Annotated in this window: 13 protein-coding genes; 1 reads left to right on the top strand and 12 read right to left on the bottom strand. The window is 57.7% G+C overall.

Annotated elements, in window-relative coordinates; translation table 11 throughout:
* Positions 1–659: 659 nt before the first annotated feature.
* From UH5x_RS00200 to UH5x_RS00145, 12 genes are all read right to left on the bottom strand, one after another.
* Positions 660–3002 (bottom strand): serine/threonine-protein kinase, encoded by a 2343-nt coding sequence (locus UH5x_RS00200; protein WP_083434968.1) that lies wholly within the window; start codon positions 3000–3002, stop codon positions 660–662.
* Between the two features lie 89 nt (positions 3003–3091).
* On the bottom strand, positions 3092–4096 hold the full coding sequence (locus UH5x_RS00195) for an NAD-dependent epimerase/dehydratase family protein (protein WP_482634296.1): 1005 nt from the start codon (positions 4094–4096) through the stop codon (positions 3092–3094).
* A gap of 1043 nt (positions 4097–5139) precedes the next feature.
* Entirely contained in the window at positions 5140–7998 is a 2859-nt protein-coding gene (locus UH5x_RS00190; protein WP_482634295.1) for a VWA domain-containing protein, read from the bottom strand.
* Entirely contained in the window at positions 7995–10601 is a 2607-nt protein-coding gene (locus UH5x_RS00185) for a BatA domain-containing protein (RefSeq protein WP_482634294.1), read from the bottom strand. The genes UH5x_RS00190 and UH5x_RS00185 overlap by 4 nt, the downstream gene beginning before the upstream one ends.
* Positions 10602–10853: 252 nt before the next feature.
* Complete coding sequence (locus tag UH5x_RS00180; protein ID WP_047814849.1) at positions 10854–11735, bottom strand: DUF58 domain-containing protein; 882 nt, start codon at positions 11733–11735, stop codon at positions 10854–10856.
* Positions 11725–12786, bottom strand: a complete 1062-nt coding sequence (locus UH5x_RS00175) for an AAA family ATPase (RefSeq protein ID WP_390173933.1) — start codon at positions 12784–12786, stop codon at positions 11725–11727. The genes UH5x_RS00180 and UH5x_RS00175 overlap by 11 nt, the downstream gene beginning before the upstream one ends.
* A 215-nt stretch (positions 12787–13001) precedes the next feature.
* On the bottom strand, positions 13002–15467 hold the full coding sequence (locus UH5x_RS00170) for an alpha/beta hydrolase (RefSeq protein ID WP_482634293.1): 2466 nt from the start codon (positions 15465–15467) through the stop codon (positions 13002–13004).
* Positions 15468–15600: 133 nt separating this feature from the next.
* The gene (locus tag UH5x_RS00165) at positions 15601–16302 is read right to left on the bottom strand and encodes a hypothetical protein (RefSeq protein ID WP_482634292.1); all 702 of its coding nucleotides are present in this window, start codon (positions 16300–16302) and stop codon (positions 15601–15603) included.
* Complete coding sequence (locus tag UH5x_RS00160) at positions 16299–16871, bottom strand: RNA polymerase sigma factor (protein WP_482634291.1); 573 nt, start codon at positions 16869–16871, stop codon at positions 16299–16301. The genes UH5x_RS00165 and UH5x_RS00160 overlap by 4 nt, the downstream gene beginning before the upstream one ends.
* A 3-nt stretch (positions 16872–16874) precedes the next feature.
* Positions 16875–17606: an FHA domain-containing protein gene (locus tag UH5x_RS00155; protein ID WP_047814853.1), complete on the bottom strand. Its 732-nt coding sequence runs from the start codon at positions 17604–17606 to the stop codon at positions 16875–16877.
* Positions 17607–17975: 369 nt separating this feature from the next.
* Positions 17976–19409, bottom strand: a complete 1434-nt coding sequence (locus UH5x_RS00150; protein WP_482634290.1) for a UDP-glucose 6-dehydrogenase — start codon at positions 19407–19409, stop codon at positions 17976–17978.
* Between the two features lie 344 nt (positions 19410–19753).
* On the bottom strand, positions 19754–21868 hold the full coding sequence (locus UH5x_RS00145; RefSeq protein WP_482636090.1) for an esterase/lipase family protein: 2115 nt from the start codon (positions 21866–21868) through the stop codon (positions 19754–19756).
* Here UH5x_RS00145 and UH5x_RS00140 point away from each other — a divergent pair.
* The gene (locus UH5x_RS00140; protein ID WP_160311448.1) at positions 21837–21980 is read left to right on the top strand and encodes a hypothetical protein; all 144 of its coding nucleotides are present in this window, start codon (positions 21837–21839) and stop codon (positions 21978–21980) included. The genes UH5x_RS00145 and UH5x_RS00140 overlap by 32 nt on opposite strands.
* Positions 21981–22325 lie beyond the last annotated feature (345 nt).

The following is a 22325-nucleotide window of genomic DNA, read 5'->3' as shown; positions in this document are numbered from 1 at the left end:
CTTTCACCTGGGATCGAACCAACAAACTGCTCCGCGCCTCCCCGTCTCTGCGTCCAATTTCAATCGCGACCGCGCCAGACGGCTCGACAGCTTCAAACCGGCACGCAAACAGTTGGGGACAACTGTTCTACTCTGAAGATGCAGACCAGGCCGGCGACATCGATCGCCAAGACGCATGGCGATGCGCGAGCACAACGACCTTTTCAACAAGAGGCATTTGCTTCCGGTCCTTGCGAACGAATTCAGCAAATCGAGAGACCCTCTGCGTTTCAGCGACTCACCATCTCTGCGTCCAATTCCACTCGCGACCGCGCCAAACGGCTCGACGACTTCAAACCGACACGCAAACAGTTGGGGACAACTGTTCTACTCTGAAGATGCGGACCAGGCCGGCGACATCGATCGCCAAGACGCATGGCGATGCTCGAGCACAACGACCTTTTTCACAAGAGGCATTTGCTTCTGATTTCTGCGAACGAATTCAGCAAATCGAGAGACCCTCTGCGTCTCAGCGACTCACCGCCTCTGCGTCCAATGCCACTCGCGACCGCGCCAAACGGCTCGACAACTTCAAACCGGCACGCAAACAGTTGGGGACAACTGTTCTACTCTGACGCCAAGACTCCTCCGCCCAAACCGTTTTTTCAGAACGCGTTCCCTTACCCCAACGTCATCGTCTCGATCCGTTCTTGTTGCGGTGCAGGCGACTCGTCTTCTTTGGCGGCACGCCGCTCGTCTTGCGTGCTAACACGGCGAACGACCCACCACAAGAACAAGGTCATTCCCAAGATCGATGCGATCGCAAACGCTCCTTCGAACAGCAACGACCGACGCAACTCGGACACCGGCCCTAGTACTTCAGACAATCGATACTGAACCAGCACCAGCAAATCGGTTTGCCCCTCGGAACCTGGCAGCGGACGCCCATCGATGCCAAGCGGTCTGCCGCGTTCACGTGTCGCGTCCGCGGGCGGTGCAGCGTGGGTCGGCCGAGGCAGAGTGACCGGTTCCATCGCCGCGATCCATTCGCCCCCGAACCCGTTGCCCACCGAGGCTTTCGCCATCGGGTCGCGATAGTCGACATCCCCGCCTTCGAGCAACCGATCCATCGTCGCACCATCGACCTGGTAACTCTTGTCCGAGAACGACTGCCGCTTCTCTCGCAGTTGATCCATCAAGGGATGCTGCAAGACCGTCCCGCGAAGATCACCTTCGCGGGCCTCCACCAACACTGCCACTTGGCTGGGGTTGGCAGCATCCGCATTGTCCCCGGAACCTGACCGCTGCAACAATTGAAAGTCACCTAAATTGATGGTCGCCACGAACACAGCGTCTGGATCTCGGTCCGGTGTCTCTCGACGACCACTGACAACCACACTCCCGTCTTCTAACCACAGCGGCGTGCTGATCGCAACCTTCCACATCTTCGTCGCAGTGCTCTGAAACGCCGAGCTCAAGTGGGCATGGCGAAGCGGCTGCACTGATTCCATCGGGATCGTTGACGGATAATCGTCCTTGCGACCGGTGTAGTAGGTACGGTAGGCGAAGTTTCGCCCCACACTGTTCTGCTCTCTTGGAACCGATTTGCCATACACAATGGTCATGATCGTTCCGGCACGATCCGTCACAAACATCGTCGCCAATCGCTGGCGAGGCTTGCCCGGTTCAGATGCCTGACGGTACTGCGCCAACCGCTCAGACAGATACTCATCCAAACGCAACTGAGCCGGATGTTCCAGCAAGATATCCCGGGCCGCGAGAGCATCTTCCCGGACCAGTGCTTCCACAGGACTGGACGAAGAGGCAATCCGTTCCAACACCGGCTTGGATGTTTCGCCTTCAATCAAGTCGGCCAGCAAGACTTCAAACGTTTCTCGCTGGGCCTCCTCGTGCACCAGGTCAAAGTAGCGTTGAATTTCTGTTTCCAACGTTTGGGCAGCCAATCGAGCAGCAAATTGATTGCTTCCAAACGCTTCGGTGCGAAGCTCCTTCGTCGCCGTTCGTGTTGCCAAATCAATGCTGCGAGCGCCGAAGAAACAAGTCGCCATGATCAGCAACAATGGCCCCACAATCCCCAGCAACATCAACGGCCGCCGCGAGCGGGCTTTATCGCGGTGATGCAGATCATCCAAAATCTGCTGAACATTGCTGTACCGAGATTCCGGATCGACGTCCAAGCATTGCTGCAAGACTTTTTTCAACGACCGGTCGATGTCCCGCCGCGAAAGCTGTTCCGCGGCAGGTGGTGCCAGCGCAATCGCCTCGCGATACCGAGCCAAGCGACCTGGCAACGATCCGGCGGTATCCAACTGAGACAACAAGGCCTGATCCCGGTGCGGAGCCGTCCCCGCCAACATCCGATACAAAATCGCTCCCGCCGCATACACATCCCATCGCGCGTCCGGTGACGATTGAAAGTCCGCTTGTTCGGGCGCCATGTAAAACAGCGTTCCCATGGCCGGTGTTTGGTCGTGCGACATCCGGCTTTGACCAAAGTCAGCCAAGCGAGGTTCGTTGTCAGCAGCCAACAAAATATTCGCAGGCTTGATATCGCAGTGCAGCACGCCCTTGCCGTGGCAGTGATTCAGCCCAATCAAAATTTTCCGAAACAGATCAACCGACTCCGCCACCGGCAATCGCCCTCGGCGGACCAACATGTCCTCCAGCGAACCACCTTCGATCAACTCCATCACGTAGTACGGCGGGTCCGCGTCCCAGCCAACTTCCAGGACCTGCACCACATGTCGGTCAGCAGACAACTGGACCAAGTTCTTGACTTCCCGCGACAACAGCGACCAATTCACACCGCCGCGGTGCAAGTAGAACTTGACCGCAACGCCGCGACCGGTGTTGATATCACGCCCAACCCAAACCTGTCCAAAGGCACCCGATCCCAGAAAACGCTGCAGACGCACACCGGGCACTTCCGCCGGCGGCATCGTCGCGCCCATCGACAACCGACGCGCAGCCGCCTGGCCGCCGATCGTTTGCGACTCCGTCATCGACTCCCAACCAGCTTCGGAGCCGGGAGCGTTGTCCGAGTCATCCGACGGAGGCCCGGGAGTCGAGTCCCCGGGAGGTGGTGGCGTATTCACCCGTTGTTGACCTGAGAAGAAGAACGTTGAGTCGCGGTATCAATCAATTTGCTCAGCCCCTCGTGGAGCGGTGTGAGCTCGCGGCCAAGAATCCTTTTCATTTTGGTGATGTCTGGGCAGCGACGCGTCATGTCACCCTCGGGAAGCGGCGGCAAATGCACCACCTTGGACGAACTGCCCGTCATTTCGATCACCGTTTCCGCCAGTGACTTGATGGTCATTTCGATGTCGCTCCCGACATTGATTGTTTGGCACGCCCAAGTCGGGTCGTCCAACACGCGGGTGGTTGTGTCCAGGTTGTCATCCACAAAGCAAAACGTTCGCGTTTGCGTCCCGTCGCCATAAACCGGAATGTCTTCTCCAGCGAGCGCCGCGGCAATGAACTTCGGAACAACAAAGTCCGTGGTTTGCTTGGGCCCATACGTGTTGAAGAATCGAAACACATTGAACGGCAACCCGAACTCTTGGTGGTACGACCGGAAGTACGACTCGCCCAAGTTCTTGATGATCGCGTAGGGCAATCGCGAGTTCAACGGCGTCGTTTGCTCGTGCTGTGGCATCTCCACCGGTTCGCCATACACCTCGCTGCTGCTGGCATAAAACACACGTCCCACCCCCGTGTTTTTCGACAGCGACAAAACGTTGCGGATTCCGTCGATGTCTTCCAACACCGCGACCGGATTGGCCAGCGTCCGTTGAACCCCCACGAGCGCCGCGTAGTGGAACACCGCATCAAAACGCGTGGCCGTCATGATCGGCGACAAATCCTCCAATCGGTTCACATCGGCTTTGATGAACCGAACATTCGTGGCCGACACGGGAGGCAACTTGGATCGATCGCCCGTGACCAGGTTGTCGACCACGACGACTTCGTTGTTGGATGACTCGGCCAACCGGCACGCCAAGGAGCCACCGACGTTGCCGGCACCACCGGTGATCAAGATTTTTCGTTGCGACTGCGTCATGGTGATCATCAAAGAGAAGAGAAACTCACCTGACAATCATAGCTTTTCGAAGTCTCGCCCGCGACGCGTGAAAAACGGGAGCCCGAGGAGGCCCAGTCGCAATGACACATTGCATCCCCCGAGGAACACAACGCTTTGACAAATCCCGCCTGCCCAGAATCCTTCAGCATGAATTCCCAGAGCCAAGTGCTACCCTCTGCGTCTCCCGCACCTCCGCGTCAAACTTCACTCGCAACGAAGCCAGACCGCTCGACGAATCCACCCCCGCTCGCAAACAGTTGAGGACGACTGATCTCCTCTGAATCAGTGTAGAACAATTGTCTCAATTGTTCCGTCGCGCCAGTCGCCAACTCCGAACCATTCTCTCGTCCAAGGTTTCCCGCGATCGCATCAAGCTGCTCGACGATCCCACGCCAGCACGCAAACAGTTGGGGACAACTGTTCTACTCTGGATCAGCCAAAGTCCAACTTGGAACCAAGACGACAAACTCCTCTGCGTCTCCGCGACTCACCGCCTCTGCGTCAAACGTCCCCCGCGATCGCGTCACGCTGCTCGACAGTTCGACGCCAGCACGCAAACAGTTGGGGACAACGGTTCGACTCTGGATCAGTGTAGAACAATTGTCTCAATTGTTCCGTCGGGCCAGTCGCCAACTCCGAACCATTCTCTCGTCCAAGGTTTCCCGCGATCGCGTCCCGCCGCTCGACGATCCCACGCCAGCACGCAAACAGTTGGGGACAACTGTTCTACTCTTGCTCCGCCAAAATCCAGCTTGGAACCAAGACGACAAACTCCTCTGCGCCTCCGCGACTCACCGTCTCTGCGTCAAACGTCCCCCGCGATCGCGTCAAGCCGCTCGACAGTTCCATGCCGGCTCGCAAACAGTTGGGGACAACTGTTCTACTCTGGCTCCGCCAAAGTCCAGCTTGGAACCAAGACGACAAACTCCTCTGCGTCTCCGCGACTCACCGTCTCTGCGTCAAACGTCTCCCGCGATCGCGTTTCGCTGCTCGACAATCCCACGCCGGCACGCAAACAGTCGGGGACAACGGTTCGACTCTGGCTGACCCAACAAACGTCAAGCCAAGCGATGCAACCTGCGTGTCACCCATTCGAAGGTCAACACCGATGCGATCAACCACATCAACACCGCGTTGCGACGCAGCGTGAACGCGGAATCGGGGGTGCCGGCCAACAAGGTGACTTGCGATTGCGGCACGATGGCCTCGGACAACGTCGCTTTGACATCGCTCATCGACGTTGACTCATCCACCGGAACGTATTCACCACGTGTCGCGGACGCTAAGTTCATCAATTCATCGTCGGCTCGTCGCGGTCGTTCCAATTCGCTGGTCGGCAACCGCACCTGCACACTCTGGCGAAGCAGTTGTTCATCCAAAGCGTCGCCCACGGCCAACTGAATCTCGTAGCCACCACTTTTGGTCGCGACAAAGTTGCCGGTGTAGGTGCCACCGCGAGGCGAATCCGCTGCAGGAGTCAGCTTGAGGTCCTTGATCTTTCCGTCGGGAGCCAACAATTTCGCGGTCACCGATGGTTCCGTCAGCGGCTGAAATTGATCGTCAACCAACACGGCTCGAAGCGTGATGTTCTGCCCCACCATGGCTCGATCTGAGTCGACCAACAACACGCCGCGATTGCTGTCTCGCAGAAGCCGACCTTCGCTGACCCAACGAATCAGTTTGGTGTAGTAGCTGTCAAAGTATCGATCACCGGCCGCACGCAACCGCCACACTTCGCCACTGCCTTGGAAGAAGACTCGACCGGCACCATAAAACTGACTGGCCATGAAGATCGGCAAACTGCCGCTGACTTCCGTGGTAGGATCCGAGAAGTAGGCGTAGACCTTCGCACCAGGCTTTGCACTTTTGACTCCGACATAGTCGTAGAAGCCACCAAAGTCATTCCAGATTTCAAAGCTTTCTTCGGGCGAATCTGCCACCCACAAAAATTCCGCTTGCGAGGACTCTGGCGTGAACTTCAACGGCCATGCTTCGGAACCGCCTTGGCGACCACCACCCAGCAACGGGCCTCGGGTGGCCAAATTCACGGGGAAGAAAGCACCGATTTGGTTGGAACGCGGGTCCGATCGGTCCCCAGAAATCTTGGGATGAAAAACCGGCCCCGCCACCAAGACCAAACCGCCGGCCTGCTGCGTCATGAAGCGGTCCATCAATTCGAGCGACGCGGAATCAATTGCCGACCAATCCGGATCGAACATCACCACGGCGTCGTACTCGAACAACTCTTCTGCGGTTTCGGGGAATCGGGCCAGCAACTCATCCGCGTCTTGGCTCATGCCTTGAACGCCGGTTTGCAACCACACATCAAGTTGCACGGACTCGTCGCGGAACAACAGGTTGCGAACGAAGCGATATTCGCGGGTCGGACCACCCGCAATGGCCAACACTCGCAACTTGCGAGCAACCACTTCATAGCGAGCCGTTTGCATGTTGTCGTTTGCGTTGCGATCTTCCGCGGGAGCGACGACACGAACGGCCAGCCGCCGACGACCAACCGTTTGTGGTTCGATCTCAAAGCGAATGTCCGTGAGCGTCGCGTCGGGTTCCAGCTTGACTCGCTGGGTTTCCAACACCACGCCGCCAGGCAAGCTGGTCACTGCATCCGCCGAACCAGGCTCGCTGACGGAACTCCCTTCGCCGGTATCGAGTGCGTCCACCAATTCCACGTCGACTTCCAACGGAGCGGTCCCAGTGGCCTGCAACACGGACGCGACAACAAACTTGTCGCCAGGATACACACGACGTGGGACTTCCAAATCAACCACGCGAATGTTGGTGGGCGGCTGGCTGCTGCCCAAGCCGACCGGGTAGACAGCCACTTCGCCGCGTCGAGCCAATGCCAACGCCGATGACAACGAAGCCCCGCCATTGTTCTGGCCGTCGGTGATCACAATCACTCCGGCCAAGGTGGTCGGGTCGTGATCCACGAGAACTGATCGCAAGGCGTCTCCAATCCGGCTCTGAGCCCCGCCCGCCACGATGACCTCGTCCCAATCGACGGCTTTCATCGTGGGTGATTCAGGATCGCCGTCCAACTGATCGCCAGCATCTTCCGAGCCAGCATCATCCGACTCAGCATCTGATTCATCCGATCCGGATCGCTGTTCCCAACCAATCAGCTGGGCCAAGGAGCGATCGGTGTGCACTGTGTAAACGCCGCCGACGGAAACGATCCCCACGACCAACGTGATCGCCGCGACCAACAGCGACCACCCAATCGCAGAAGCCGAACCAGGAGTCTCCGCCCCCACGGCACTGGTTCTCCGCCGGGCACCCGATTTCGCGTTGCCGATCCCCAGCACTCCCATCGCGAAAGCGACCAGCGACGCGACCGCGAAGACGGCCAAGCAAAACCCGCCAAACAAAACAAAGGGACTGACCGGTTCCACCAACGCATCCTCAATCGCCGATTGCTCGTCGTTCGCGGTGATTTCTTGATCGAATTTCGTTTGCACCAAACGAGGCTCGGTCGCTTGGTCAAACACGTAAACGCTGGTTCGATGCTCTTCCGCAAACGATTCCACCAACTCCGAATCGGCCACCAACTCACGCGCCCGTTCGACGCGAGAGGGGGCTGCGATGGAATCGCCCGAAGGCAGCGACATGCTTTGGCTGGTATCGACCATCACAATGACTTCACTCGGGCGAGTCACCCGACGTTCCGTCCGCCGAACCAAGTCAAAGAACAAAAACACGAGCGCCGTGACCGCGACCAAGCGCAGCCCGATCAACGTCCATCGCACCGGACGCCGAAGCTCGCCGACATCGCGTTTGTAATAGTGAACACAAGCGGAATAGGCCACGGCCAACCCCAAGACCACGGCAGCCCAAACCCACCATCCGTCTAAGCGTGACGCTCTCGCGAATTCGTAAACGACTTGTTCTGAAGGACTCATCGCGATGCTCCCGCCGTGGATGAATTCGCACTGGACGCTGTTTCACCGGAATCATCGTCGCCATGACTGGACGCACCAACGGTTCGTTTCCGAGACCGACCGCGTGGTGCCGGACGCGGCATCTCCGACGCGGGACTGGTTCTCACGCCACGACGTTGGCGGCTTCCGCTGCCTCCATCACCGGTCGGACGAACGTGGTACGACGCCCACGCCGCCAGAGCTTGCTCGATCGCCAGCATCAACATCAACAGAGCCAACAACACCAACAAAAACGTCGACATCCCGCCGCCAACTCCTGTGTCGCCCCAATCCCCCGGAGAAAGAAACTCGACCTCCAATGGCAGCAAGTCTCGGATCACTTCGGCACTGGTCACGCGAGTCAAATCCGATTCACCGACATTCAGCACCGAAGCAACGGGCAAGACGCTGGTTTGACCATCCGTTCCCGTGCGCTGCCATTCAATCGTTCCGGGAACCAACAATTCGTCCAAGCCCGCTTGGTCCGCCACGATCAATTCACGTGGCGAGACAGTGATCGACGATTCGTTTGCAGCCGCCTCCAATTCAATTTCCAATCGCGGAGGTTCGTCCGCCGGTGGAAGCAACACGACCGTCGGCAGATAGCTTTCGCTGGGCACAGCAATCTCAGCCACCGAATCCACCATGCGACTGGTGGGCGGAGCGGCCCCACTGAACAACATCGCGTTGCTTTGCAGCAAGAAGACCACAAACGTCGGGTCACCTGGCCAGTTGTTCCAATTGCCATCCAGTCCCGTCGTCACGGTCACCACCCGGCCTCGCCCGAACCCATGCAGCGTTGCCACCGGAGTCTCATCAGCACGAGCCAGCAATGTTTGAACATTCGATTGGATTTCTTCGCTGCCATCGATGGGACCGGTGTCCGACTCGTCACCCGACAACTCTTCCCTCAATTCCTCGGCGGCCGATCGAGCGGGAACCCATTGCCGGCGAATGCTGACCAACCCAAAGATTCCGTTCCCAGCCGAAGCGATTGGGCCCAGCAACTCGGCGTTCTTACCGAGCACCAACTTGGTCGACTCATCCGCTAAATCGCCAAGTGAAACCGTCGGGGCGATGTCAAACGGCAGCAACCCACCGGCTTTGCCACCCACCAACGTGTTGTAATTGTCCGCGTTGACATCGTCGCCCAAAAACCAAGCCAAGCCGCCTCCGTTTTGAACGTATTGCTTCAACGAATCAACCGCGCGCTTGGAAAGCTCGGGCACATCAATCAAGTAGACCGCCCGATAGCGTGAGAGTTGTTCGACCGTCACATCTCTCAGCATGGTGACCGGTTGCACTTCGGGGATCGCACCGATCCGAACTTGACTGCCTGGATCCAAAACCGAGGACACATGATAGGCCCCAATCGCATCGGAATCGCCGCCATCGATCACCAACACACGCTGGGCATCGGCCAGCGGGATTGTGCAAACTCGTGAGTTGTCAATCTCCAACGCATCCGCTGGCAAATCGACTTGAACGACGTGTGTGCCGACCTTGTTGACAAAGATCTGAAACGACTTCGTCAGTTGCTGCCCGCCGGGAATCGAGTCAATCAAAATCACTGGCAGGTTCTGAACTTCGCCACTGACCGTGAGCGTCGGGTCCGCGGTTTTGACCTGGTCACCGTACGTGATCACGCTGGCGGACAGAGCCACGTTGGTTGCCTCTCGCGGCGAGTAGTTTTTGACCGTGACATTGACGACAACCGGAACCCCTGCGACCCAAACATCGGGCGTGGGAGTCAGATCGGTGATGGCGAGATTGCGAGTGGTGTTGCTGGCTTGATTGGGCACGCAATCGATCATCTGAATCTTTGCGCCGGCTTGGTCGACCGACTCCAATGCCTCTGCCATCCGCCGTGGTGCCGCCCAATCACGCTGAGTGAAATCGCTGACGACATACAAGGTTTGAGAGTCCGCCGTGGTAGCAGCAATCAGGTCCGATGCCAAATCGATCGCCGACACCAAATCCGTCCGCAGCGACGAGGCCCGAGTCGCCATCAAACGTTCGACTTGCCGCCCATCGGGGGAAATCGTTTGAGCGGACAAATCCGCGGCGACGTCCGCCGAGGCGTTTTCACCGGCCGCAACCATCGCGGCTCGACTGGCTCGCATCACCGTGAGCGTGTGGCTGTCGCCGTCCGCTGCCAATCGCTTCACCAACCCGGCCACCGACGCCAGCGCCCGGTCATAGGCGGTGTTGCCCACCAACCCGTTTGCCTCCGCGTCCGCGACTTCATCCGCTGTCCCCCGGCGAGAAACGATTTGCTGCATCGAATAGCTGTCATCCAACACGATCACATGGTGCGTCGTCTGACCACCGAGCGCACCAATCCATTGACGTCCGCCCACCAACCCGGCCAGCAACGCAATCAACAATGCCGCCACCGCCAACCGCGAAAGCAACAGCAACAACTGACGCAAGACAATCCAACGGCGCTGCTTGCGGTAACTGGCCAGCAAGAAATCCATCGCCGCCCACTTGGTTCGGCGATGCCGAAGCAAGTTGATCAGGTGAACCAAGAGCGGCACCGCGACAAACGCGAAACCAATCGACAGGGCGGGATAAAGGAACAAAACGCTAGTGCTTTAAAGGTTGGACTCGAGGGAACGAAAACAGGTGTGTCATAGGCTTCCAGCCCGTGTTTTCAGGATCCACAGGCGGGGAGCCTAGTGGTCTGTCAAAGTTAAAAGTGAGGATTGTTCGTAGTGGACGAGGCGACGAGTCCTTGGATTTAACGCCAGTTCAGGACTCGTCGCCTCGTCCACTACCCTAAAAGTAAGTCGTGACAGGCCACTGATTGCATTGTTTTCCATGGATGAACCAGCTCAATTGCGAAGTTTTGGGAGAGCTTGCCGAGCCGAGAGAAAACGGGCCAGGACCGCATCCAGTGGCTCGCTGGTTCGGACTTGCAGGTAATCAATTTTCAACCGGCCACAAGCTCGCCGTGTCTTTTCTAGAAAGCCATCGAGTGCCTCGAGGTAACCTTCCCGAAGAGCCGCGGGATTGCAATTCAATGCCGACTCAACCTCCAAGCCTTCGAAGCGGGTCGCCCCCGTGAAGTCAAAGTCCATCTCATCGTCGTGCAAAACATGGATCAACGCGACATCGTGCCCGCGAGCTCTCAGAACTCGCAGACCTTCTTGCAGTTCCTCCACCCCGAGCAAATCGGAGATCACGCAGACCACACCAGCCCGGGGAATCGCGGCGGCCAGCTGCTTGGCGACTTGATCGAGCCTGGTCTCGCCTTCGTGATCGGCGGACGCCAGGCAAGTCAACATTCGGTTGAGTTGATGCTGACTCGATTTCGCTGGGACACTGTCACGAAGCTGCGTGTCAAACGTGTACAGCCCGCAGGCATCCTTTTGGCGAAGCGCCAGGTAAGCCAACGACGCTGCCAACGATGCCGCGTACTGAAATTTGTTCTCATCGCCTTCGCCGTACGACATGCTGCCGCTGCAGTCGACCAACAATTGCAAACGCAGGTTGGTTTCCTCTTCGTACTGCTTGATGTGCAGCCGATCCTGACGCGCGTACACCTTCCAATCGATATGCCGCAACTCATCGCCGGGAACATACTGGCGGTGCTGCAGAAACTCGATCGATTGGCCGAAGTATGGACTTCGGTGCATCCCTGAAAGAAACCCCTCCACCACTCGCCGGGCGGTCAATTCCAACCGGCGAATGCGAGCGGTGACCTCAGGACGCAAATATCTTTTGGAATCGGGCATCGCGAGACAATTCGTCCTCGGTCGTCGGGGTGGCGTCAATGATTCGGGCGACCACTTCGTCGCTGGTGATGCCTTCACTTTCGGCAGCGAAGTTCACCACCATCCGGTGACGCAGTACGGGCGGTGCGAGAGCTTGGATGTCTTCCACTTGGACGTGATGGCGGCCTTGCAACAACGCGCGAGCCTTGCCGCCGAGGATCAAGAACTGAACCGCACGCGGACCAGCTCCCCAGCCCACCAGGTCCTCCACGAACTCCGGCACACCCTCACCGCCAACGCGAGTTTGTCTGACCAACGACAACGCGTAACGCACGATGTGATCGCTGACGGGGACTTGGCGAACCAATTGTTGCAGTCGCAAAATCTCTTCACCGCGAAGAACCGGCAGGGCTTCCGCCACCGCGGTCCCCGTGGTCCGCCTGGCCACTTCAAATTCTTCATCAAACGATGGGTAGTCAACATAGATTTTGAACATGAACCGGTCTTGCTGAGCTTCCGGCAGCGGGTACGTGCCTTCTTGCTCAATCGGGTTCTGCGTCGCCAACACAAAAAACGGGTCGTCGAGTTGGTGCCGTTCGCGACCCGCCGTGACCTGCCGTTCCTGCATCGCTTCCAACAACGAGGCCTGCGTCTTGGGTGGGGTCCGGTTGATTTCGTCGGCCAGCACCACGTTGGCGAACAACGGCCCCGGCATGAATCGCAATTCGCGATGCCCGGTCGCACGATCCTCTTCCATGATCTCGGTGCCCGTCACGTCGGCAGGCATCAGGTCCGGAGTGAACTGAATGCGACTGAATGACAGATCCAAGGTTTTGGCGAGCGTGCTGATCATCAACGTCTTGGCCAATCCAGGCACGCCTTCCAACAAAACGTGCCCCCGACTGAACAAGCAGATCAGGATTTCATCAATGACTTCCTCTTGGCCGACAATGATCTTCCCCAACTCATCCAGCACTCGTCGACGAGCGTCATGAAGCAAGTTGATGTCCGCTTCACCGATGGCAGCGGAATTTGATTCAGGTGCATTCATCCAGGATGTCTCAATCGGGATATCTTTGTCCAACGATCACGCGGCGACGATCATGTGTTCAATCGTTCCAGTACGCCTTACCAAGGTAGTCCACCGGACACCGGCAGAGTAGACCAGTCAATTGGGCCGCGTTGAGTTGTTACGTGGCCGGCCTGAACGAAGGGCTGGCCCACACACCCCCTCCCCTCGCCGCACCGCCGCAAGGGAAGCGGTGATCAGGGGATTTGCACCTTCCCCCAAAACGGACGCTCCCGATCGGCCCGCACACGCACATCCTCCAGCATCACCCCCACGGATTGATCAAACGTGAAGTCCTTCCGTCGTGAGCGGTAGCGAACCGTGATCGTCTGCTTGAAATCCAGCGGCATCTGAGGGTACAGCCAAACGGTGTAGGAATCCGACGGAGCCTGCGTGATGATGACCTCGTTGTTGGCCATCACGCGAGCCTTCACCGGGGCGGCTTTCAGTCGTTCCGCATCCGCCCAAAGAACGGGATTGATGGACAACCCAGGCAACATTTCGTCCCATTCCAGCCACCAAAAATACCGATCGCCCTCTCGCATTGAAACGACTTCCAATTCATCCGGGGGCGCGGGACGGCGATGCCCAGGCGTCTTCATCCACTCAAAGATCCGGTCGGCTTCCTCGTAAAAGAAATCCAAACCGCGACCGCGATACAAAACGATCATCGCATCGTGATCGTAAGTCATGTAACGATCGTAAATGGCACCAAAATCTCGCAACGGCACACCGTCTTTGTCGCCCTTGACGATGTAAACGGGCACGTACTTGGAATTCTCGTTGTAGTGCAACAGCGTCTTGCCAGGCCGACTGCTGATACTGATCATGCCCGCCCACAAATCAGGATGCGAGATCGCAATGTCCCAAGCCGCGGTGCCACCTGGCCCATGCCCGCCAATGAACACTCGGTCAGAATCAATCGCGAAGTGACGCAGGGCGTGACGCAGCGAACTCAACACCGCGTCGTGCTCTCGCATCGTGTACTCGTAGTCGCCTTGTCCGCCTCGCGTCCATCGCGGGGCGACCACAATGAAACCATGCCGGATCGAATGGCCCAACCTCATCGTTGCGGGCGGTTCGGGTTCCTCGACCGACGATTCATCCACCACTCGATCTGGATCGGAACTCTGCTGCAAAAACGCTTGCTGCGGGACTCCTGACCACCAATTCAACTGCGTCTCCGCGATCGCACCGGCGGCATGCATTGCGACCACACAGGGATAAGTGCGATTGGGGTCGTACTCCGGCGGCAACTGCACCACGTAAGAAACAGGCGGAATCGCGGATGGATCCTCGGCTTGCGCCACATGAAATCCATTTTGATCCAACCCGACATGGAACATCCCTGCCACGGACGGATCCGCGACGATGGACGAGTCCGACTGAATCGCATCGATCATGGGCGGCTTCATCAACGGCAACATCTTCGCAATGTAGTCCGCTCGCGCGCCTTCCAACGAAGACAGTCGCGTGAGAATCTCTTGCCGTTTGCCGGGATCTTCTTCCACCAAAAATTCGCGAACCAGCGATCGCACATCGATCAGCGACAAGACGATTTTCAAGTTGGTTTCCCCGGAACCATTGCCAAGCAACCAACCGGCCACCGCGAGCGAAACGCGTGTTTCGGGATCCATCGTCGCGTTGCCACCCATCCGAATGAAGTCACTCAACCGGGGCAGCGTTTCCGGTGACAGCTCCGCTTTGATTTCCGCAACCAATCCGCCCAACGAATCCTGGACCGGCTCCTGCAACTCACCCACCAAGGCCGCCAATCGCTGGTGGACCATGTCGACCTGCTGCTGGGTCTCCTCCATCGAACCGAGCAAGTCCGCGACCTTGACCTGCGTCACGCGACTGACAACTCGCGTTGGAAACTGGTCCAGAATCGCGCGAGCCAATTGAGGCTGACCGGACTCCCGTCGCAACTCGGCTTGCTCCAGCAACTGCCTGGCTTCGTTTTCGACATATTGACCCACGATCGGCTTGAGGTCCGCACTGTCGGGGAACTCATCCAAGATCCGAACCAACTCTCGACGGGCGTCTGCGTAACGCTCTGACTCCGCAAAAAACCGAACGACGTTAAGCCGCGCGTCGACATTCTTGGGATCGGTGTTCCGGCGAAAGATGTCCCGCAACTGATCGCTGCTGATGCTGGACGTCGCAATTCGCATGTCCAGGTTGATCGAGTCGTCCGTCTTCAGCGCCTCCACCTTCGCGTACTTCGCCGTCAGCTCGGTGATGCCTTGCAGGATCGCGAACGGAGATCCCGAGGGACCTCGCACGGCCAGTCGCCGACGCCCAAATTCATTGAAAGGTGTCACCCCGAGTGCCTGGCCGATGGACGCGACCTGCTCGCCCCCATCCGGCACCGGCTGGAAAAATTCAATCCGCTCATGCAAGTCGGGGACATCGCGTGGCTCGGCGGCGACCATCCCTCGCCGGTGCACGTACGTCCGCCGCAGCCCATCGTCGACAACCCAAATGGGACGGTTTTGGATCCCGCCTTCATTGCCAGCCGAAAACGCATTTTGGTTCATGCTGGCGACCTCCAGGTAGACGCCCCGCAACACCATGCCGTTCCGCAGTGAGATCAACTGCTCCGCGTGAACCAATGTCGCTTGGCCCAGCACAACCCCAATGAGCGTCGCAACGAGAACCACCGAACCGCGGCCATTTGCGCGACCTTCTTTCGCCCGGCCTCTTTTCACACGCCCCCTCTTCTCCCGACTCGACACCTTCCTGTCATCCGAGTTTGAAAAGGTGTCTTTCATGAGGACTCAATGTTGAAAGCAATCAGTAGAAAAGATTGGCGGTGCGTTGCAGCGTCCTGCCAAGCGGCGCGACACCGACGCTTAGCTGTGCGACGGTTGGACGCGACTGCGCGATCCACTGAGCCAGCAACATGGACTGGTTCGAGGTTGAATCCACCGCCGCCTCACCGGACACGAGCAATGCCCCCTTCGGCGAAAGCACCTCGTCTTGGAGGCCGAAAGCTTCCCCCGAGAGAGCATTCGCAACGGTCCCCTTCGCGAGCCACTCAGAATGGCTCGGCACGGGTGACGCACCTTTCCATTGTAGCCCATCGCCCGTGGTCCCCACGCCAGAATTCGCTTGGTCCACCGACAAATGAGTGCCCGGTGCCCGCAAAACAATCACGGCCAAAAAACAGGCTGCGACTGCCACCGACCAACGGACAGCCAATCGCCGGAATGACGCCTTGGCCGTTGCAGCGTTCAGGTTGCCACCAAGATCCTGGCCTCCGACTTCCAAGTGCCGCCAAATCGCGAGCGTCTGCCGACAATGTTGGCAATCAATCAGATGCCCATCGTTGTCAATGTCCGCTTCGGCGTCCGCGTCAATCCACTGATTCAAACGCGACTCGAACGCGTCGCAGGCAGGGCCCCCACCACCGGAACCGGTCGCCAGAGCGTGAGACGCCGGGGGCGTTTTGACAGGAGACGACGTCGTGACAGGAGAGACGGGGTGATGACTCACGTGACACCTCCTGATTCGCGAACGCGGTTGATCACCTGCAGTCGCGCTCGGTGCACCCAAGTCTTGATCGTCCCCGCGGGATGGCCCATCACGCGAGCAGCTTGGTCGTAGGACATCCCGTCAAAGTGGACCAATTCAAACGCTCGCCGAGGCGAAGCGGCCAAGGACTCCATCGCGTCGCGAAGCGACTGGGTCGCTTGAATGCCGTTGGCCGGGGAATCCACTCCAGCGATGGCCACGTGCGAATCATCAATTCCCGACAACCGGGGTTTGGTTCGCTGCTTTGCCAAAAAAGTCCGGCATCGGTTGCCGGCGATCGTGGTCAACCAAGGTTCAATCGGTCGGGTTCGATCCCATGACTGAATCGACGCGGCAACGCGGCGGAACGTTTCCTGCGTCAGGTCCTCGGCGTCTTGATGATGCCCCAACCAGCGAACACACACGCGATACACCAAGTCGCGATGACGGCGAAACAGCTCGGTGAAAGCAGAATCCATCCGGGCATCACGGCCCAGATAGGCATCCGCCAAGGCTTCGTTGGACAACATCGCGAGCGAAACTGTTTTCATGCCTTAACGGCCGCTAAAGAAACGCTTCAAAGCATCGTCGGCAGCGTCTCGCGAATTCTCTTTGAGTGCTTTCTTGGCCCCTTCTGGCAACTTGCCAGGCTTGCTCTTGGGGGGAATGACTCGCGAGCCCGTGCTGGTGTCATCGTCGGACGACATGCGAGTGTCATCGTTCTGCTTCTTTCCAGGCACGTCTTCAATCATCACCGTGCCATCGACGGACAAATCGTCGCTTTGCTCACCCTCTTTGTCATCCAGGCGGAACTGGCGGGTGTCCGGGTCGGTTTGCTTACGAACGCGATCAATCGCGTCCGCTTCGTCCAACCAGCAATCGACATCGACATCTTCGAAGCGACTGTCGTCGCTCGAACTCTCCTTGGTTCGCTCCGCTGCGTCAGCAACGCTTTTGACCTCGGGCTTTTTCGCAGCCTGCAAACCGTGCTCGATGACAAGCGAAAACATCAACTTGCCAACACGCAGGTTGTCGCCGTCCTTCAGGACCTTGGCTTTGTCCGCTGGCAAACGTTTGTCGTTGACGAACGTTCCATTGCGGCTTTTCAGGTCCTGAACCAGGACGCGGCCATCTTTGATCGCCAAGATGCAATGCCGGCGGCTGACCGACTCGCTCTTCGGACGAAGCTGACAAGATTCACTACGTCCAATCAAGAATCTCTTGTCGGAGACCTCGATCTCTTTGCCTTCGTGGCTGCCCGATTGGACTCGCAGTCTAACTTGCATCGGTACCCTTCGTTGCGAAAACCAGACGCACGATTCTTTTGCGACCGTGCGCGACTTGAATGGTCAAACGTGGTTCATGCCTCTGCAAAAGAAGGACCAATCCCAGCCCTTCTTGTCACCCTTCATTTTCACAAAGAGCGAATTGCAAGCAATCTTGCAACCATGTTCGCCGCCGATCTTATTGTAATTGAACGAACAGCGGGAGAGGATTAATCCCCCTTTCAATGCTCATATCGTGGGTTTCGCCGCCACTACCTCTTCGGGACCAAGCAAAACCCCCTCCACGGTAGCGTCTTGAACGGTCCAATGCAGCCCACCTGGAAGTCAATGACTTGGCTCGAATGGGCCCACCGCGTCCGCCGAACCGACTCAGCGTCGGAATCCGATGCCTTGGTAATCAAACCCCATCTCCTCAAGCCCCAGCCCCTTCAGCGTGTTCCGACCGTCGAAGATGAAGGCCGGTTTCTGCATTCCTTCCCGGATTTTCTTAAAATCCGCCGTGACGAACTCATCCCATTCCGTCAGGACCGCGATTGCGTGTGCGGAATTGGCGGCGGATTCGGCATCCGAGACCACTTCGATGTTGTTTTCGATCAACTGACGCGAGGCAGCACTGATCTCTTGATCACCATTCCGGAAAACCGCTTCCAAGTCCGCCACAACTCGCGCCTTGGTGACTTGCGGGTCGTAGATCGACAACCGAGCCTTTTCCAACAACAGATCGCGACAAACGTAGATCGCCGCTGATTCACGGGTGTCATTGGTGTCTTTTTTGAACGCGAATCCCCAAACGGCGATCTTCTTGTCCGACACCGTGTTGAACATCGTCCGCACCATGCGGTGGACAAAGCGTCGCTTTTGGTAGTCGTTCATCGTCACGACTTGCTGCCAATAATCGGCCACTTCGGGCAACCCAAAGTACTCGCAGAGGTAAACGAGATTCAGAATGTCTTTCTGAAAGCACGAGCCCCCAAAGCCCACCGATGCCTTCAGGAACTTGGGACCAATCCGCGAATCCATCCCGATCGCCATCGCAACTTCGTCCACGTCTGCCTCAGTGGCCTCGCAAAGTGCCGAGATCGAATTGATCGAAGACACTCGCTGAGCCAAGAAGGCGTTGGCGGTCAACTTGGACAACTCGCTGCTCCACAAATTCGTTGTCAGCACTCTCTCGCGCGGCACCCACTGGGCGTAAACCTCCACGAGAGCTTGCACGGCAGCATCGCTTTCCCCACCAATCAAAACACGATCGGGCGACAGCAAATCATCGATTGCGGTCCCTTCCGCCAAAAATTCGGGGTTGGACAGCACGTCAAACGTTGCGCCACTGGTCGCTTCCGCCAGGATCGCCTTGACAGCTTCCGCGGTCCGGACGGGCAATGTCGACTTTTCAACGACGATTTTATGCCCCACGGAAACCTCGGCAATTTTTCGAGCGCACTTTTCAATGAACTCCAAATTGGCAGCGCGGCCGGCACCCACTCCAAACGTCTTGGTCGGCGTGTTGACCGAAATGAAGATCATGTCGGCGTCGCGAATCGCCTCATCGACTTCCGTCGTGAAAATCAGATTCTGGTCACGACGGCCTTTCACGATGTCATCGAGACCGGGCTCATAGATCGGCAACTCATCGCTGTTCCACTGCGCGATCCGAGCGGCATTGATGTCCACCACTTTGACTTCGATGTCGTGACACTGGTGAGCGATCATGGCCATTGTGGGACCGCCCACATATCCCGCACCAATGCAGCAGATTTTCGTAACCGGACCGATTGCAGGATGCTCCGAGGCGGTAGCAGTCATAGAATCAAAACAACAGTGAAAGGAAGAAACTGAGATGACACGCGGGATGAGCAGTTTAGTCCAAACGTCCTCTTTCGCCGCTGCGAAACCATCCCCCGCACGCGGATTCAGCGAGCGTGAAATTCGGGATGGGACGCCTGTGCCGGTTGCGAGCCCTCGTCAATCCAGACTCGACGGCGCCCCATTCAACACCAACGGGGACAATGCCGCACCCCAACCAGACGCGATGGCAATTGATCCAACCACCCGCCTGACAGGAGGGAAGATCGCTCCACACTGTCAAAATCTGCGATCGAGAAATGCAGCGAGGAAAATCCCTTCCCGCACAGTCTCTGGGAGAGAAACTACCGCCGAGACGATTCGCTCGGTGGGCTGCTCATCAGCTGATAGACCGACGGACGCCCGCCGGAGAGATTGGGGGCCACATCGGTGATCATCCCCGAAGCTCCATCGCTCATCAACGGTGTCGAGGACTGAGGTGCCCAAGCCAAGCGGTCTTCGGAATCGACCTCCTCGAGGTGATCCAGCAGAATCCGTCGCACTTCGAAGATGGCTTTGCCCGTCATATGCAACTTGGTGTGCGTCGCATCGACCACCAGCTCACTTTGCGTGTCTTCCATCGTCGCGCTGGAGTATTCCACCACCCCATCCCCTCGGTGATGCCGTCCCGCCAACAGCGGCGGATCGTCCAACACACCGATGATATTGTGGTACTTCACATGCGACGATCGCTTCGCCCGCAACATCACGGGGAAGATCGGTGAATCCGGAGCCAACGAGTCCACTGCATTGGCTTCTGTGAGCAACCGCGTGTCACGAAAGAATCCTGGATTGGCGCGTGTCAAACGAGTGCTGGTTGAAACCGCCATGCGTGGCAATTTGATGACCTTGCCGGCCAACCAACGCGTGGTGGTGTTGGCAAGGTTGCTGCCTCGATGCGGCGTTCCAATCGTGATCACCCGACCAACGGATTGGTTCGGGCGAAACTCCAAGGAGCTGACAAGTTTATGGATGTCCTGCGGCGGACCTCGAAGCTTCTCTTTGGGTTTGTCACTGACCAGATTCCAAAAGTCATCGCCACTGTCGATCGTCTGCATGCGACTGACCAACCCGCCCATGCTGTGTCCCACCAAGACGGTGTGATCAATCGCCCGATCCTGGCCCGCAGGGTCAAACGTTTGACGCATCGCAAACAGATCGCCGCGTAACTGAGTCGCACTGATCCAGAACGGTTGCCCAGAGGGATACAGATAGAACCAGAATTGATAGCGTTCACGAATTTCTGGAAAGCTTCGCAGGTCATTGAACATGTCCATCCACGTCAACGGGCTGGACCAAAGCCCGTGCACCATCAACACCGGGATCCGGTTGGGATCGTACGGTTCCAACATGTATAGACCACGCTTCTCTTGTGCGTCGTCTGGATCGAGCAACCCTTCGGTCGCTCGATCTCGCTTGCGATACTCTTCACTGTCGAGGAAGAACGCCAACGGGGTGGTCAGATCGGTTTCCAGTGGCACCCAATCATTGGCCAATTGAATCTGGTTCGCTCGCAACGGGTCAAAGAACTCCAACACGCAAACCACGTTTTCATCCGCAGCACCAAACTCGTTGGCTTGCGAGGCGGTATGCGACACCTGTTGCACCGAAGCCAAATCACCAACGTTCGCCAGGCCACCGGTTGTTCCCGTTCCGCCACGCCCCTTCGATGGTTCGGTGGAACAGCGCAGCAGCGCTGTCACCGCGTAACTCAAACCTTCGGGATAGTACTTTTCTTCGGGATGGCCTTCGCCACGTGGTTTCCGCACAGCGATCAACGGCACACCGAGACCGTACGTGGTGTGCCGATTGTTCAGCGTTTTGATGTCGTAATCACTCACAAATTCGTAGTGATCAAATTCGTCTTCCTGCCAGGCACCACGCATCTCGGCGCGAATCACGAACTTTTGATTCGCCGTTTGAATCGTGTAAGTCTGGCCAGGGCGCAAGCGATTTTCAGCGCACAACAGACGCAGCAGGTCCTCCAACGACTCGTTGTACAAATCGCAAACGGCTCGAAATTGCGGGTCATACTGATTGCGAACCTCACCCAACTGGTTGCCGAACAAATAGCGGTAGCTGGTCGTCAGCGCGATGCCGTAATGATTCATTGCATCGCTGGAACGCCCGTCGCGATCGGCAATCTTGCCCTCGACATAAGACAACTCGGACAAGGCATACGCCAATTCCGTGTCGGGGTTCTGGGCGTTGAGTGCCTGCAACCGGTGCAGACAGATCTGGCTGTCGTCTTGATACGTCTCAATCAGCCCGTAGCGCCGCAGTGTGCTTTGAGTCCGAACACTTATTTCGGGGCCGCGCCACCGAAGCAAGTGCAACGAATTGGTCAGAGCATTTTCGCGGATCGAACGATTTTCGAGATACCGCGATGTGATGCACCCCGATGAAGTGCAGCACAACAGCAACAACATGATCAGCGAGGCGCAGCACCGAACGCTCGCCAAAGCGGGCGATTGCGAACGGGGAATCGGTCGTGTGGACGAACGATTGAAGCAGACCATGGGCGGACACTAGGAAACTCGTTCCAACCGTGTCAACGCAGACATGGGGAGCTAGGCAAAATGCGAACCTTTTCGACGCAGACGCTCGCTTCGCCCCCTCCAAGGAGGTCGTGCAGCTGATCGATGCCGCATTTCAGCGTGTTCCTGCATGCTGATACCTCCTCCGAAATGAAGTGTGATGCACAGCACTTCGAAACGGCACGCCCTGCCAAGACCAAGAGGATGAAAACCAAACGAGTTCTTGTGCAGGGATAGGGCGTGGCAGCCTGTTGATTTCATCCATTTCCCAGATCGAACGATCAGCCGACGGGCGCTAGCCTGGGCTGTCAAGAGGTTGGTATTGACACCGCTTTGGACT

The sequence above is a fragment of the Rhodopirellula sp. UH5 genome (assembly GCF_056839225.1).
The sequence above is the reverse complement of the archived record's forward strand: the minus strand, read 5'-3'. Positions and strand labels throughout refer to the sequence as shown.